Source organism: Mycobacterium sp. SMC-13 (assembly GCF_045311035.1).
Lineage (GTDB): Bacteria > Actinomycetota > Actinomycetes > Mycobacteriales > Mycobacteriaceae > Mycobacterium.
In genome coordinates, this window is sequence record NZ_JBJIAI010000008.1 from 201,508 (window position 1) to 216,200 (window position 14,693).

The 14,693-nt window shown below is 68.8% G+C and carries 12 protein-coding genes; 7 read left to right on the plus strand and 5 right to left on the minus strand.

Translation table 11 applies throughout. From position 1 onward, the window contains the following. The first annotated feature begins 36 nt into the window (after window positions 1-36). On the plus strand, window positions 37-1,542 hold the full coding sequence (locus ACJH6I_RS14435) for a GMC family oxidoreductase N-terminal domain-containing protein (protein WP_318986565.1): 1,506 nt from the start codon (window positions 37-39) through the stop codon (window positions 1,540-1,542). A gap of 2 nt (window positions 1,543-1,544) precedes the next feature. Here the strand turns inward: ACJH6I_RS14435 and ACJH6I_RS14440 are convergent, their stop codons facing one another. Beyond that, complete coding sequence (locus ACJH6I_RS14440; RefSeq protein ID WP_318986564.1) at window positions 1,545-2,747, minus strand: acyl-CoA dehydrogenase family protein; 1,203 nt, start codon at window positions 2,745-2,747, stop codon at window positions 1,545-1,547. Between the two features lie 78 nt (window positions 2,748-2,825). Here ACJH6I_RS14440 and ACJH6I_RS14445 point away from each other — a divergent pair, with 78 nt between their 5' ends. Beyond that, window positions 2,826-4,082, plus strand: a complete 1,257-nt coding sequence (locus ACJH6I_RS14445) for an alpha/beta fold hydrolase (RefSeq protein WP_318986563.1) — start codon at window positions 2,826-2,828, stop codon at window positions 4,080-4,082. On the opposite strand, the gene ACJH6I_RS14450 is transcribed toward ACJH6I_RS14445, so the two are convergent. Genes ACJH6I_RS14450 through ACJH6I_RS14465 form a run of 4 tightly spaced genes read right to left on the minus strand, consistent with a single transcriptional unit; the run spans window position 4,069 to window position 9,459 of the window. Then, window positions 4,069-5,745, minus strand: coding sequence for an ABC transporter family substrate-binding protein (locus tag ACJH6I_RS14450; RefSeq protein WP_318986562.1), 1,677 nt, complete (start codon window positions 5,743-5,745; stop codon window positions 4,069-4,071). The two genes, ACJH6I_RS14445 and ACJH6I_RS14450, sit on opposite strands and share 14 nt — an antisense overlap. Beyond that, a complete protein-coding gene (locus ACJH6I_RS14455; RefSeq protein ID WP_318986561.1) occupies window positions 5,745-7,580 on the minus strand; it encodes an ABC transporter ATP-binding protein in 1,836 nt (611 codons plus the stop codon). The genes ACJH6I_RS14450 and ACJH6I_RS14455 overlap by 1 nt, the downstream gene beginning before the upstream one ends. After that, on the minus strand, window positions 7,577-8,488 hold the full coding sequence (locus tag ACJH6I_RS14460) for an ABC transporter permease (protein ID WP_318986560.1): 912 nt from the start codon (window positions 8,486-8,488) through the stop codon (window positions 7,577-7,579). Before ACJH6I_RS14460 ends, ACJH6I_RS14455 begins: the two co-directional genes overlap by 4 nt. After that, window positions 8,485-9,459: an ABC transporter permease gene (locus ACJH6I_RS14465; protein ID WP_318986559.1), complete on the minus strand. Its 975-nt coding sequence runs from the start codon at window positions 9,457-9,459 to the stop codon at window positions 8,485-8,487. The genes ACJH6I_RS14460 and ACJH6I_RS14465 overlap by 4 nt, the downstream gene beginning before the upstream one ends. Window positions 9,460-9,686: 227 nt before the next feature. On the opposite strand from ACJH6I_RS14465, the gene ACJH6I_RS14470 reads away from it, so the two are divergent. From ACJH6I_RS14470 to ACJH6I_RS14490, 5 genes are all read left to right on the plus strand, one after another. Continuing rightward, complete coding sequence (locus ACJH6I_RS14470) at window positions 9,687-9,932, plus strand: hypothetical protein (RefSeq protein WP_318986558.1); 246 nt, start codon at window positions 9,687-9,689, stop codon at window positions 9,930-9,932. Between the two features lie 185 nt (window positions 9,933-10,117). Next, window positions 10,118-10,366, plus strand: coding sequence for a hypothetical protein (locus tag ACJH6I_RS14475; protein WP_212812556.1), 249 nt, complete (start codon window positions 10,118-10,120; stop codon window positions 10,364-10,366). Between the two features lie 126 nt (window positions 10,367-10,492). Next, window positions 10,493-11,197 (plus strand): response regulator transcription factor, encoded by a 705-nt coding sequence (locus tag ACJH6I_RS14480; protein WP_212814924.1) that lies wholly within the window; start codon window positions 10,493-10,495, stop codon window positions 11,195-11,197. After that, window positions 11,175-12,779 (plus strand): HAMP domain-containing sensor histidine kinase, encoded by a 1,605-nt coding sequence (locus tag ACJH6I_RS14485; protein ID WP_318986557.1) that lies wholly within the window; start codon window positions 11,175-11,177, stop codon window positions 12,777-12,779. Before ACJH6I_RS14480 ends, ACJH6I_RS14485 begins: the two co-directional genes overlap by 23 nt. Window positions 12,780-12,793: 14 nt before the next feature. Beyond that, window positions 12,794-14,692 (plus strand): ArnT family glycosyltransferase, encoded by a 1,899-nt coding sequence (locus ACJH6I_RS14490; RefSeq protein WP_406784233.1) that lies wholly within the window; start codon window positions 12,794-12,796, stop codon window positions 14,690-14,692. Window position 14,693: the final 1 nt, after the last annotated feature.

Consider the following 14,693-nt stretch of genomic DNA (forward strand, 5'->3'; position numbering starts at 1 on the left):
CCCCGGGTAGGCCGCGTTTCGTGACAGACTGCGGCGGTGATCGCTGACTTCGTCGTCGTGGGGACCGGCTCGGCCGGTGCGGTGCTGGCTGATCGACTGAGTGCCGACGGCACCGCGCAGGTGGTGGTGCTGGAGGCCGGGGCCGTCGACAAGAACCAGTTCATCCGTATCCCGGCGGCTTTCGCGAAGCTGTTCCGCGGCGAGTTCGATTGGGATTACTCGACAGAACCGCAGCCCGAGCTCGCCGGCCGCCGCATCTACTGGCCGCGCGGCAAGACCCTCGGCGGCTCGTCGTCGATGAACGCCATGATGTGGGTGCGCGGCCTGCCCGCGGATTACGACGAGTGGGGTGAGCTCGCCGGCGAAGAGTGGTCGTACGCGGCCGTGAAGAAGTATTTCGACCGGATCGAGGCCGGGCCGCTGGTGCTCAGCCCGCAGCGCAGCCCGCGCGGCGTCACGGCCGCGTGGCTGGAGGCCGCCGAGCAGTCCGGTCACGAGGGGTTCGTCGAGACCCGGGTGTGTCAGCGCCGCGGCGCGCGGTGGAGCACCGCCGACGCCTATCTGCGGCCGGCGCTGCGCAGGTCGAACCTGCATCTGCGCACCGGCGCGACGGCGACCCGCGTGCTGATCGAGGACGGCCGGGCGGTCGGCGTCGAGTACGAGGCGGACGGCCGTCGTCAGATCGTCCGGGCGCGCCGTGAGGTGATCCTGTCCGGCGGCGCGATCAACAGCCCGCAGCTGCTGATGCTGTCCGGCATCGGTCCGCGCGAACATCTCGCCGAGCACGGCATCGACGTGGTCCACGACGCGCCGGGCGTCGGGTCGAACCTGCTGGACCACCTGGTGGTACTGCTCGGGTTCGACGCCAATTGCGAGACCCTGATCAGCGCGGAAAAACCGGTGCAGCTGCTCAACTACCTGGCCCGCCGCCGCGGCATGCTGACCTCGAACGTCGGTGAGGCATATGGCTTCGTCCGCAGTGATCCTGAACTCGCGCAGCCCGACATCGAGCTGATCTTCGCCCCGGCACCGTTCTTCGACGAGGGCATCGGCGACGCCTACCCGCGCGACGCGGTGGCGATGGGGCCGATCCTGGTGAAGCCCAAGAGCACCGGCACCATACGGCTGGCCTCGGCCGATCCATTGGCCAAGCCGATCATCGACCCGCGCTACCTGTCCGACCCCGAGGGTGCGGACCGCAAGGCACTGCTGGCGGGCCTGCGGATGCTGGCGGACATGACCCAGGCCCCGGCGCTGAAGGGACTGCTCGGCGACATCGCCCGCCCGGTGGGTGCGCACGATCTCGACGACCGCACGCTGGAGCTGGCACTGGCCACCACGTCGCACACGCTGTATCACCCGACCACCACGTGCCGGATGGGCAGCGACGAGGCCAGCGTGGTCGACCCGCAGCTCCGCGTCCGTGGGGTTGCGGGGCTGCGGGTCGCCGATGCATCGGTGATGCCGACCATCATCCGGGGCCACACTCACGCCCCGAGCGTGCTGATCGGTGAGAAGGCCGCCGACCTCATCACCGCCTGAGGTCAGAAGTAGGCGTTGGCGGGAATCGCGGTGCCGTGCAACAGGTTCTGCCCGACCACCCGAGCCTTGTAACCGACGGGGTTGTGCAGCGTGATGGTGCGGATGTTGCGCCAGTGCCGGTCGAGGTTGCGTTGCCGGCTGGCCGCGCTGGCACCGCCGAGCTCCAGGAGCTTGGTGGCGGCGCGCGGCGCGATGTCGTCCAGGTGCACCTTCACCTTCGCCGCCTGCAGCTGGGCCGTCGCGACCAGTGCCGCGTCGGGCACACCGTCCGGACCGGTCGAATCGATGGCCGCTCCGATCGCCGCCGCCGCATCCAGCACTGCGGCCCGAGCGATGTAGGCGGAGCTGGCCAGTTCGCCGAGCTGGCGCTGCAGCAGCGGGTCGTCGGTCGGTGATGCGGCAGAGGCGTGGCTGAAGCTGCGCTCGCGAGACCGCAGGAGCGTGATCCCGTCGTCCACGATGTTCTCCAGGATTCCGGCCACCACGGCGTGGATGTACAGCTGCAACAGGGTGTACTGCACCGACGGCACGGGCTCGGCGTCGTACCGCGTGTCCGTGAGCACTTCGTCGGGCAGCACCGTCACGTCCTGGAACCGCGTGGTGCCGGTGCCGGTACGGCGCTGACCGAAACCGTCCCAGTCGTCGATGATCGTCACGCCGGCGCGATCGGCCGGGACGATGACGGTCGCCACCGAATCATGATCGGTGGTCGCTGTCACGGTCAGGTAGTCCGAGAACAGGGTTCCGGTGCTGTAGAACTTCTCGCCGGTCAAGATGAATCCGCCGTCGTGGCCCGGCGTCAAGCGGGTGTTGAACACCAGGCTGCCCACCGCGTGGGAGCCCTTCTCACTGAACGCATTGCCGAACACCTTGCCGTTGGCCACCTTGTCCAGCCAGGCCCGGGACCCGGGCTGGTCCAGGGTGCGCAGCCGCTCCTCGACGAACCAGAAATGCGTACGGAAGATGTGCGCCACCACCGGATCGGCGCGGGCGACGTCGATGACGGCGGAAAACAGTTGCGGCACCGTGAGTCCGGCTCCGCCCAGCTCGGTGGGCAGGCGCAGGGTGCCGAATCCGGCCCGCTTGAGCGCGGCCACCTGGTCGAATGGATTCACGTCGTCCAGATCGCGGTCTTTGGCGCCCGCTGCGATATCGGCCAGCAGGTCGGTCCACGTTGTCGTGTCGGGGAGGTCGAGGATGGTCATGTCCCAGTTCTACGTACCAGGACAGTCACAGGCACGGCTTACGCTCGCGCCGAACCAAACGCGGCAGAATGAGTGTCGATGACCATGAACGCCAAGCGCCGCAAGGCGCACGACAAGCTCGCGGCGCTGCCGGGGGTACGGTCGGTGCGGCGACCCGTCCGGTCAAGTGGCGCAGAGGAATTCGATCTGTTCTACGTGCGGACCGGGCCGCTCAGCGAGCATCCGCTGGTGGTCATTCCGGGCGGGCCGGGTGCGGCGTCCATCGGGCACTACCGCAATTTGCGCCGCCGGGCGACGGCCGCCGGTCTGGACGTCATCATGGTCGAGCACCGGGGCGTCGGCATGTCCCGACACGACGACGACGGCGCCGACCTGCCCACTGAGGCGCTGACCATCGAGGCCGCGGTCGACGACATCGCGGCGGTCCTGGACGACGCCGGCGTCGAGTCCGCGGTGATCTACGGCACGTCCTACGGCAGCTACCTGGCCGCCGGCGTCGGCGTGCGCCATCCCGCCCGCGTGCATGCCATGGTGCTGGACTCACCGCTGCTGTGCGCCGACGACATCGACGCGGTGCGCGAGGCCACCCGGGCCGTGCTGTGGGACGGCACCGAACCGGCGACGGAGGGGCTCGCCAAGAGGGTGCGGGACCTGGCCGCCGACGGGCAGCTGACGCCCTGGGTCGTGCAACTGGCGACGGGTCTGTACGGCCTGGTCGGCCCGGAAGTGCTGGAGCAACAGCTCGAGTTGCTGCTCACCGGACGCGGGCTCCTCTGGGGCGCCATCGGGCACAGCACCAAGCTGCTGTTCGAGAGCAAGACGCCGTACCGGCATGAGCCCGACCTGGTCGAGCACATCGGCTACCAGGAGCTCAACTATGCCCCCGAGCCCGACGGTCTGCCGCTCGACCCGGCGCTGGCATACCGCGAATCGGCCACCGGCGACCCCGATTTCGTTGCCGAACCTTTCGACCTGGTGGCCGCGATGCCGGGATTCGACTGGCCCACCGTGGTGATCTCCGGCGGCCGGGACTTGATCACGCCGCCGGCCATCGCCCAGCGGGTCGCCGACCTGATTCCGGACGCTGTGCTGCTGGAACTGCCCAGCGCCGGACATAGCGTGCTCGACATGCGTGAGGGTGCGGCACTGACCATCGCCACTGCCGTGTGTGCCGGCGAATATGCGGAATTGCCGGACCGGGCAACGGAATTGGACAATATGCCGCCGGACTTCACGGTGCGCCTGATGGTCAAGGGCATCGCGACGGCCGCGGCCGCCGAGTCGCTGGTGCCGGCCGGGCTGCCACGGGCCATCAGGCAGCTCAGGACTTGGTGAAGCCGATCGTCATGTAGTTCAGGTCACCCAGCCCAGCTGGGCCGTAGTTGGCCAAAGTGCTTCGGACCGCCGCATTTCCGGGGGATTGCGCGAGCGGCAGGCTGAACGTTTCGGCCCACAGCATGCGGTCCAGCTGGTTGGCCAGGGCCTGTGCCTTGACGGGATCGAGTTCGTCGAGCGTCTGCTCGATCTTGGCGTCGATCTCGGGCGTGCCGATCTTGCCGAAGTTGCTCTCGCCGCCCGAGGCATAGATCTGGGTCAGACCGCTCAAGGGGAAGGCGTCGCCCTGCCAGGCGAAGGCGGCGATATCGAAGTTACTCGGAATGATGTACTGGCTGAAGAAGTCTGCGCCGGAGGACACCACGAGTTCCAGCTTGACGCCGATATCGGCGAGGGTTTTCTGCGTCAGCTGCCCGATCTGCCGGCCGCTCGGGGCGTCGTAGAAGACGATCCGCACCTTCAACGGCTTGCCGTCCTTCTCCCGCACCGAGCGGCCCGCGGGCAGCTTCCAGCCCAGCGCGTCGAGTTCCCGCCGTGCCGCCTCCGGGTCGAAAGGCGTCCCGCCGCTGTTGTTCTGGTAGCCCGCCTGCCCCGCGACGTAAATGTGGTTGTTGAGCGGCACCGGGTTGTCCACCAGACCGTGCTGCAGGACCGTCACGATGGTCTTCCGGTCGATGCCCATGGCGACGGCGTGGCGCAGTGCGGGGTCGGCGAGCGGCGAGCCGGGCGCGCCGTTGAAGGTCAGGTGCGACCAGGTGGGCCCCGGCGCGGTGCGGATGTCGACACCTTTCGTGCGTCGGGCACGCACCATGTCGTCGATCGAGCCCAGCCCGGTGGCATCGATGGCGTTGTTCTGCAGCGCCGGGATACGCGCGGCGTCGTCGAGCACGAGGAACGTGATGCTGTCCAGCAGCGGCCGGGCGCCCCACCATTTCGGGTTGCGCGTCAGCGTGATTCGCTGCGCGCCGCGGTCGACGTTCGAGACGACGAACGGGCCGGCCGACGGCCCGGGCCTGTTCAGCTGCCCCTTGTTGAACACCTCGGGATCGGTCGTCGAGACCTTGGGCAGCAGCATGCCGTTGCCCGCGAACATGCCGCGCCAGTCGGCATACGGGCGGGCGAAGGTCATGACGGCCTGTCGGTCGTCGACGCCGCGGGTCACCGAGGCCACCCGCTCGCTGCCGTTGGGGCTCGCGATCTGGAACCGGGGGTCTTTGCCGGTCGTCGCGGTGACCTGGGCGGCGATGTCCTCCCAGGTGATCGGGGCGCCGTCGCTCCAGACGGCCTTGGGGTTGATGGTGTAGGTGACGACCTGCGGATTGGTGCCGGTGAGCTGGATGTCCGTGAAGTAGTCGTGGTTGACGGTGGTCGAACCGTCGGGTCCGACGATGAATGCCCGGGGCAGCGTGGGCCGCAGGATCGCGGCGGTGTCGACGGTGTTGCCGTCGATGTTCAGCGTGTTGAAGTTGTCCGGGAACGCGGTGAGCGCCAGCCGCAGATTGCCGCCTTCCCTCAGGGTCGCGGGGTCGTGTGGGTTGAGGTCGTTGGCCGCACCGAGTTTCGGTGCGCCGGCGCTGGACCCGCGGTACTCGCTCGAGCAGCCGGCCATCAGGGCGATCAGGGCGATGAGGGCCACCACCAGTTGACTGCGACGGGACGTCATCATTCCCCTCCCGGCTGCGGTACGGCATCGAGCAGCCGCTGGGTGTACGGGTCCTGCGGAGCGCTGAAAACCTGTGCGGCATCGCCCTGTTCGACGACGGCGCCCTTGTACATCACGGCCACGGTGTGGGCCAAGTGGCGGACCACCGAAAGGTCATGCGAGACAAACAGATACGACAGGTCGAAACGCTCTTGCAGGTCCAGCAGCAGGTTGATGATGCCGGCCTGGATCGAGACGTCCAGCGCCGACACCGGTTCGTCGAGCGCCAGGATCTTGGGCTGACGCGCCAGGGCCCGGGCGATGCCGATGCGCTGCTTCTGGCCACCGGAGAACTCGGCAGGGTAGCGGGCGGCGTCCTCGTGCCGCAGCCCGACGATGCCGAGCAGTTCGGTGACGCGGTCGTCGATCCGGTTCTTGTCGAAACCGCCGACCCGCAAGGGTTCGGACAGGACGTCGAACACCGGAAGCCGCGGGTCCAGCGCCGCCACGGGGTCCTGGAACACCACCTGCAGGTCGCCGCGCAGTTCGCGGCGCGTGTCGCGGGTCAGGCCGGCCACGTCCTGGCCGAGCACCGTGATCGAACCCGATTGCGGCGCGGTCAGATTCAGGATCTGGTGCAGCGTGGTGGTCTTGCCGGAGCCCGATTCACCGACGATGCCCAGGGTCCGGCCCTGCCGCAGCTGCAGGCTGACGCCGTCGACGGCACGCAGCTCGCCGACGTTGCGCCGCAGCAACCCGCCACTGAGCTTGAACGTCTTGACGAGGTCGTTGACCGCGAGCACCACCGGCCGCTCGGCGCCGTCATCCGCGACGATCTCGGGTTCGGTTGCCACCCCGTAGATTTCGGCTGCGCTGCGGCCGGTCACCTGGTCGGTGTGGATGCACGCGGCGGCCTGTCCGGGCGCGACCTCCAGCAGCGCGGGTTCGGCCGCCCGGCAGTCGTCGTCGGCCAGCGGGCAGCGGGGCGCGAAGGGGCAACCCGGCGGGAGTGCCGCCATCGACGGCGGCGCGCCGGGAATCGGCACCAACCGCGAGCCCTGCGGCGCGTCGAGCCGTGGCACCGAGCCCAGCAGGCCGACGGTGTACGGCATCACCCGGTCGCGGTACAGGTTCGCCACCGGCGCGGTCTCGACCGCCCGGCCGGCGTACATCACCATTGCGCGGTCGGCGAATTCGGCGACGACACCGAGATCGTGCGTGATCATCAGCACCCCGGCGCCGGTGACGTCACGTGCGGTGCGCAGCACGTCGAGGATCTGCGCCTGCACGGTGACATCGAGCGCCGTGGTGGGTTCGTCGCAGATGATGAGATCGGGGTCGTTGGCGATCGCGGTGGCGATGACGACGCGCTGGCGCTCACCGCCGGACAGCTCGTGCGGGAACGCGCGTGCGCGGGCCGTGGGCTGCTTGATGCCGACCAACTCCAGCAGTTCGACCGCCCGGGCGCGCGCGGCCCGCCGGCCCATCGAACGGTCGTGCACGCGAAGGGCTTCGGCGATCTGGTCGCCGACGGTGTACACCGGCGTGAGCGCCGACATCGGGTCCTGGAACACCGTGCCGATCACCCGGCCGCGCACCTGGGACATCGCGTCGTCATCGAGCCCGACGAGCTGCTTGCCCTGCAGTTTCACCGAACCGGTCACCTGGGCGTGCTCGGGCAGCAGCCCCACCACCGCCATGGCGGTCGCGGACTTACCGGCGCCGGACTCACCGACCAGGGCCAGCACCTCGCCGGGCGCGATGTGAAAGTTCATGCCGCGCACGGCCGAGACGTCCTCGTCAGACGTCTGGAAGGTGACGGTGAGGTCGCGGACCTCGAGCAGCGGCGTGGTCATCGCTTCACCTCCGCCGGCCGCCGCCGACGCGGCCGTGCCGAGGGATCGAGCGCGTCACGCAGGCCGTCGCCGATCAGGTTGGCGCACAGCACGATCAGGACCAGGACGCCGGCCGGGAACAGGAACACCCAGGGGAACGTGGTGACCGACGGGGTGCCGTCGGCGATCAACGTGCCCAGGGACACGTCGGGCGGCTGCACCCCGAAACCCAGGTAACTCAAACCGGTTTCGGCCAGGATCGCGATGCCGACGTTGAGGGTGGTGTCGATGATCAGGATGGACGCCACGTTGGGCACGATGTGCCGGGCGATGATCCGGGCGTGGCTGACACCCATATACCGTGCGGCCGTGACGAACTCGCGTTCGCGCAGGCTCATGGTCAGACCGCGCACCATGCGCGAGCTGATCATCCACGAGAACGCCGCCAGCAGGACCACCAGCCACAGCACCGTGCTCTGGTGCCGGATGCGGGGCGTGACGATCGCGATCAGGATGAAACCGGGGATCACCAGCAGCAGGTCGACGATCCACATCAACACCCGATCGCGCCAGCCACCGAAGTAGCCCGCCACCGAGCCGACCGTCGCGGCGATCACCGTCGAGATCACGGCCACACAGACGCCGATCAGCATCGACTTCTGCATGCCGCGCAACGTCTGCGCGAACACGTCCTGGCCGAGGGCATTGGTGCCGAACAGATGCCGGCCGTCGGGAGGCTGCAGCAGCGCGTCGAAGTCCATGTCGGTGTACGAGTAGGGGAGCAGCGGCGGCAGGGCATAGCAGCCGACGAACAGCGCCACCAGCAGCACGAGCGACACCACCGCGGGGCGGTTGCGGACGAAGCGCCGCGCCACCAAGGTGCGGCGCGATGCGAACCGGGCGCGCGGCAGCCCGAACTGGACACTCATGAGACCCGCACCCGGGGGTCGAGGGCGGCGTAGACGACGTCGGACAGCAGGCCGCCGATCAGGATCGTCGTCCCGGAGAACAGGGTGAACGCCGCGACGATGTTGGCGTCCTGGCCGTTGATGCCCTGCACCATCCATTCACCCATGCCGTGCCAGCCGAAGATCTTCTCGACGAACACCGCACCGGTGACCAGGCCCGCGACGCCGTAGGCGAACAGCGTGGCCATCGGGATCAGCGCGGTGCGCAGGCCGTGCTTGAAGAGCGCCTGGCGCCGGGTCAGGCCCTTGGCGCGGGCGGTCCGGATGAAGTCCTGGCCGAGTACGTCGAGCATCGCGTTGCGCTGGTAGCGGCTGTATCCGGCGATGGCGCCGAGGGCCAGGGTGGTGGTGGGCAGCACCAGGTGCTGCAGCCGGTCGACGAATCCGTGCCAACCGCCGGCCGCGTAGGGCGAGGTCTCGCCGGTGTACTGGAACAGTTGGAAGCCCAGCACCTCGTTGACGCCGAGCGCGCCGAGGATCAGCATGTTCGCGATGACGAACGTCGGGGCGCTGAGAATCAGCAGCGCCAGCACGGTGATGGTGCGGTCGGAGAATCGGTACTGCCGGATGGCGCCCCACGCCCCGATGATCACGCCGATGATGGAGCCCAGGATCGACCCGATGGCCACCAGCCGCAGGCTGGTCCACACCCGTCGTCCCAGTTCTTCTGAAACCGGTTGCCCGGTAACGGTTTTCCCGAAGTCCCCATGTACCGCGCCGGACACCCAGTTGGCGTAGCGCGGCAGCAGTGGCTTGTCGAGGCCCAGGTCGTGGGCCTTGGCGTCGATGACGGATTGCGGTGGCCGCGGGTTGCGCTGCAGCAGGCTGTCCAGCGGGTGGAAGGTCACTGACGTCAGCGCGAAGGTCAGGAACGTCGCCAGCGTCAACAGGATCGCGTAGTTGACCAATCGGCGGATCAGGAACCGCGTCATGGGTTGCTCGCTGGAAACCGCATCTGGACAGGTTAAGAGATCCCGGCGCACTAGCGCGGGATTGGCACCTGATGGCCGCGGCCGCCCTGTTCGCGGGCTGGTGACCCGGCGAGTTCGGATTCTGTGGAATACCTGACGGCCGAGACGACTTGAAAATATTTGACCGGCTGCGGGCCCCAACGGTGTGGCGAATACGTGGCGGATCGCGTCTAGGTGGGAGACCCGCGATGAGTCAAACCAAGCATTCTGAAATCAACAAGAACTGGGCCGCCGGCGTCATCGCCGGGAGCATGGCTGTCTGTGCGATGGCCGTGGCGTTTGTCGGGGCGCAGGCGCAAACTCTGCAATCGACATCGGCCAACGGCACGTCGGTCAGTTCGGTCGTCAGCGCCACGACGGTCGGGCCGATCATCAGCGCCGCGCCGGCCATCACCGGACCCGCTCCGCTGTACCCGGGACAGGATCCGGGCTGATGAGGTCTGGGTCGTGGCGGAGAGGCCTCCGCCGCGGCCCAACTCCCGCGCTGCGGCTATGCAGGCGAACTGCCAGAAGCGATTCAGTGTGTTGCCAGATTGGCGGCGTTGACTCGAAGGCATGAAAGGCCGCGCCCCGACGGTGCGGCGCAGCGCAGTGGTCCCAAGTACACGGGAGGCAGACCATGAGTCGACCAGAGACTTCTGGCATCACCTTGAAATGGGCAATCGGCATCATCGGCGGAAGCGCGGCACTAGGCGCCGCGGCGGTATGTGCCGGGGTGCTGGCGGGCCCCTCCGAGACGACGTCGGCCAACAGCACGTTGATCACGTCGACCAGCACGACCGCACCGGTCACCTTTGCGGCGCCGTCGATCACGGGCAAGGCTCCGCTGTGGGCCGGGCAGTCGCCGGACACCAACCCCCAGGGTTAGCCACTCGGCCCGATTCACAGCTCGCGCATAGATTCGCCACAGTCGCGCCCCACACCGGTGCGAATAATGGAAGCTGTGACAGGTCCCAGCAGCACCGCCCGTGACAGTGAAGCCCCGCGTGTCGTCATGCACCGGGCCGACGGCAAGCCGATCAGCGTCCTCGTGGTCGACGACGAGCCCGTCCTCGCCGAGCTCGTGTCCATGGCACTGCGCTATGAGGGCTGGGACATCGCCACGGCCGGCGACGGCGCGACGGCGATCGCGCTGGCCAAGGACAACCCGCCCGACGTGGTGGTGCTAGACGTCATGCTGCCCGACATGAGCGGGCTCGATGTGCTGCGCAAGCTGCGCGAACAGATCCCGGGCCTGCCCCTGCTGCTGCTGACGGCGAAGGACTCGGTCGAGGACCGCATCGCCGGCCTGACCGCGGGCGGCGACGACTACGTGACCAAACCGTTCAGCATCGAGGAAGTGGTGCTGCGGCTGCGTGCGCTGCTGCGGCGCACCGGTGTGGCGAATGAGGCCGGTGACGCGCAGATCGTCGTCGGCGACCTGGTGCTCGACGAGGACAGTCACGAGGTGACGCGCGCCGGCGAACAGATCACCTTGACCGCGACCGAGTTCGAACTGCTGCGGTACATGATGCGCAACTCCAAGCGGGTGCTGAGCAAGGCCCAGATTCTCGACCGCGTGTGGAGCTACGACTTCGGCGGCCGCTCCAACATCGTCGAGCTCTACGTGTCGTACCTGCGCAAGAAGATCGACAGTGGCCGCGAGCCCATGATCCACACGCTGCGCGGCGCCGGATATGTCCTCCGACCCGCTCGCTGAGGCCGGCACGCGCATCTGGCAGCCGCGCACCTGGTCGCTGCGGGTGCGGCTGCTGGTCACCCAGGTTCTGCTGCTGGCGCTGGTCATCGTCGGCGTCGGCGCCGCGACCGAGTTTGCGCTGCAGCGCTTTCTGCTGCACCAGCTGGACGACCAGGTGCTGGAGGCGGGCCGGCGCTCGGCCGCCATCTTCGAGCTGCCACCGCCGCCCATGGCGCCGCCGTTGACCGGTGGGGTGCCGCGGCCGTCGATGGATCCGCATTTCCGGATGCGCTTCGACCCCGAAGCCGGCCCCGGTCCGGGCTTCCTCAACGCGCCCGGACAGGCCGTCGGCACCATCGGAGCGGTGGTGTTCCGTGGCCAGGTCGACGCCGGTGTCATCACCTCCGAGGGCAGTCGTGACTCGGTGACCACCACGGCCACAGCACAATTGGCGCAGGTGCGACCGGATCGGAAGATCCGCACCATGGACATCGACGGTGTCGGGACGTACCGGGTCATCGGCCTGCATCCGCGGCACGGCGGTCCGCAGACCATCGTCACCGGCCTCCCTACTCGGCACGTCGACAACACGCTGCTGTGGGTGCTCGGCATGTTCTGTGCGGTGGGTGCGCTGGCGCTGATCGGGGCGACGGTGGTCGGGGTGTGGATCATCCGCCGCCAACTCGCCCCGCTATCACGGGTTTCCGCGGCCGCACGCGATGTGGCCGACCGGGAACTGGACCGCGGTGAGGTCCAGTTGCCGACGGAGATCGTGCACGTCGATCCCGTCGCCGCGCACACCGAGGTCGGCCAGTTGGGTTCGGCGCTCAACCGCATGCTGGACCGCATCGCCGGCGCGCTCGCGGCCCGTCATGCCAGTGAGACGCGCGTGCGCCAGTTCGTGGCCGACGCCAGTCATGAACTCCGCACGCCGCTCGCCGCGATCCGCGGCTATACCGAACTGGCGCAACGCAAGAGCGACGAACTGCCTGCCGATGTCGCGCACGCCATGAACCGCGTCGAATCCGAGACGGTCCGGATGACCCGGCTCGTCGAGGACATGCTGCTGCTGGCCCGTCTCGATGCGGGCCGGCCGCTGGAGATGGAGAACGTCGACCTGTCCCAGCTGGTCGTGGACGCAGTGAGCGACGCCCACGTCGCCGGCCCCGACCACAACTGGTCGCTGGATCTGCCCGAGGAACCCGTCACCATCGAGGGCGATCCGGCGCGGCTGCACCAGGTACTGGTGAACCTGCTGGCGAATGCACGCACGCACACGCCGGCGGGTACGTCGGTGACCATCGCGCTGTCCGCCGATGCGAACGCCACGGTGATCAGCGTCGCCGACGACGGCCCGGGTATCCCAAAGACGTTGCAGCCCGAGGTGTTCGAGCGGTTCGCCCGTGGTGACTCGTCGCGATCCCGGCAGGCCGGCAGCACCGGCCTGGGGCTGGCCATCGTCGCCGCGGTCGTGAAAGCGCACGGCGGCACCATCAGCGTCGACAGCGGACCCGGCGCGACGGTCTTCACCGTGCGCCTGCCCGCGGGCCCGGCGGCCGCAGGCTCACAGCCGCCGCACAGCATTGCCTCGACGTCCGCCTAATCAACGCTCCCACAATGAGACTGGTGACTCGCGAACTATGCCGCCGCCCGCTCGGCGAACAACTCCAGCTCGGGCTCCTGCTGGCGGGTACCGCTGTGTTGTACCTGTGGAACCTGTCGGTGAGTGGGTGGGCCAACAGCTTCTATTCAGCGGCCGCGCAGGCCGGTGCCAGCGACTGGACCGCAATGTTGTTCGGCGCCAGCGACTCCGGCAATGCCATCACCGTCGACAAGACTCCCGGCGCGCTGTGGGTGATGGACCTGTCGGTGCGGCTGTTCGGGCTCAGCTCCTGGAGCATCCTGGTGCCGCAGGCCCTGATGGGTGTGGCGGCGGTGGCGGTGCTGTATGCCGCGGTGCGCCGCGCCGCCGGGCCGGCCACCGCCCTGCTGGCCGGTGCGGTGTTCGCGCTGACACCGGTGGCCACCTTGATGTTCCGGTTCAACAACCCCGACGCGCTGCTTGTCCTGCTGCTGGTGATCGGCGCCTACTGCGTGCAGCGTGCCTGCGAAGAGGACGCGGGCCGTTGGTGGTTGGTCGCCGCCGGGGTGGCCGCGGGGTTCGCGTTCCTGGCCAAGATGCTGCAGGCGTTCCTGGTGCTGCCGGCCTTCGCGGCCGCGTACCTGGTCGCCGGGCCGTCTCCGGTGCGTACCCGGCTGTGGCGGCTGCTCGGCGGCACCGCGGCGATGGTCGTCTCCGGCGGTTGGTACCTGGCGCTGGTCGAGCTGTGGCCGGCCGCGTCGCGCCCGTATGTCGGCGGATCGCAACATGATTCGATAATCGAACTGGCACTGGGCTACAACGGTGTGGGCCGGCTGAACGGGAACGAGCCCGGTGGCCTGGGCAACCCGAACTTCGATGTCGGCTGGGACCGGCTAATCGGCGCCAGCATGGGCAGCTACGCCGGTTGGCTGCTGCCCGCGGCACTGATCTGTCTGGTCGCGGGACTGGTAATCACCCGGCGCGCCCCGCGGACCGATGCGACGCGGGCCGCCCTGATCCTGTGGGGCGGGTGGCTGGTGCTCACCGCCGCGGTGTTCAGTTTCGCGAACGGCATCGTGCACCAGTACTACACGGTCGCGCTGGCGCCGGCCATCGGCGCGTGCGTGGGTATCGGATCGGTTCTGTTGTGGCGCAACCGCGCTGCGTTGGTGGCCCGGCTGACCATGGCCGGCACCGTGGTGGCCACGGCGGCGGTGGCGGCGGTACTGCTGGATCGCGCTGACATCAGCTGGTTGCGGACCTCGGTGCTGATCGTGGGCGCCGTCGCCGCGCTGCTGTTGCTGGCGCCGCCGCGATTCGGACCCGCGCGCCTGGTGGTGGCCGCGACGGTCCTGGTGTCCCTGGCGGCACCCACCGCGTATTCGGTTGCCACCGCTGGTGTTTCGCATACCGGGGCGATGCCGTCCGTGACCGGTCCCGGCGGACACGGTTCGGGGTGGGGGCCGCCTCCTCCCGGGCGTATGAAGGCCCGGGGCCCCGCCGGTGGGCCGGGTCGTGCGATGGGCGCTCCGCCGCAAGGCTTCCGGCCGGGCGGCGGGCTCTTCGAGTCTCCCAAGCCCAGCGCTGCCGTCAGCGCACTGCTGAGCGCCGACGCCGCGAACTACCGCTGGGCGGCCGCCGTCATCGGCTCCACCAACGCCGCCGGCTACCAGCTGGCGGCCCGCGTCCCGGTCATGGCGATCGGCGGCTTCAACGGCACCGACCCCGCGCCCACGCTCGCTCAGTTCCAGCAGTACGTCGCCGCCGGACAGATCCACTACTTCATCGAAGGCGACGTCAACATGGGCTGGGGACACCACGGCCAGGACGATGACAAGCAGGAATCGCGCCAGATCGCCACCTGGGTCAGCGCACACTTCACCGCCACCACCGTGGACAACACCGTCGTCTACGACCTGACCCGGCCGCGCTGAT

Coding starts and splice junctions, on each gene's coding strand:
- ACJH6I_RS14440 (WP_318986564.1), bottom strand. CDS start 2,747: ATGACCATCCTCGACCTCCCCGACACGACAACGTGGACCGACCTGCTG.
- ACJH6I_RS14445 (WP_318986563.1), top strand. CDS start 2,826: ATGACCATGAACGCCAAGCGCCGCAAGGCGCACGACAAGCTCGCGGCG.
- ACJH6I_RS14450 (WP_318986562.1), bottom strand. CDS start 5,745: ATGACGTCCCGTCGCAGTCAACTGGTGGTGGCCCTCATCGCCCTGATC.
- ACJH6I_RS14455 (WP_318986561.1), bottom strand. CDS start 7,580: ATGACCACGCCGCTGCTCGAGGTCCGCGACCTCACCGTCACCTTCCAG.
- ACJH6I_RS14460 (WP_318986560.1), bottom strand. CDS start 8,488: ATGAGTGTCCAGTTCGGGCTGCCGCGCGCCCGGTTCGCATCGCGCCGC.
- ACJH6I_RS14465 (WP_318986559.1), bottom strand. CDS start 9,459: ATGACGCGGTTCCTGATCCGCCGATTGGTCAACTACGCGATCCTGTTG.
- ACJH6I_RS14470 (WP_318986558.1), top strand. CDS start 9,687: ATGAGTCAAACCAAGCATTCTGAAATCAACAAGAACTGGGCCGCCGGC.
- ACJH6I_RS14475 (WP_212812556.1), top strand. CDS start 10,118: ATGAGTCGACCAGAGACTTCTGGCATCACCTTGAAATGGGCAATCGGC.
- ACJH6I_RS14480 (WP_212814924.1), top strand. CDS start 10,493: ATGCACCGGGCCGACGGCAAGCCGATCAGCGTCCTCGTGGTCGACGAC.
- ACJH6I_RS14485 (WP_318986557.1), top strand. CDS start 11,175: ATGTCCTCCGACCCGCTCGCTGAGGCCGGCACGCGCATCTGGCAGCCG.
- ACJH6I_RS14490 (WP_406784233.1), top strand. CDS start 12,794: ATGAGACTGGTGACTCGCGAACTATGCCGCCGCCCGCTCGGCGAACAA.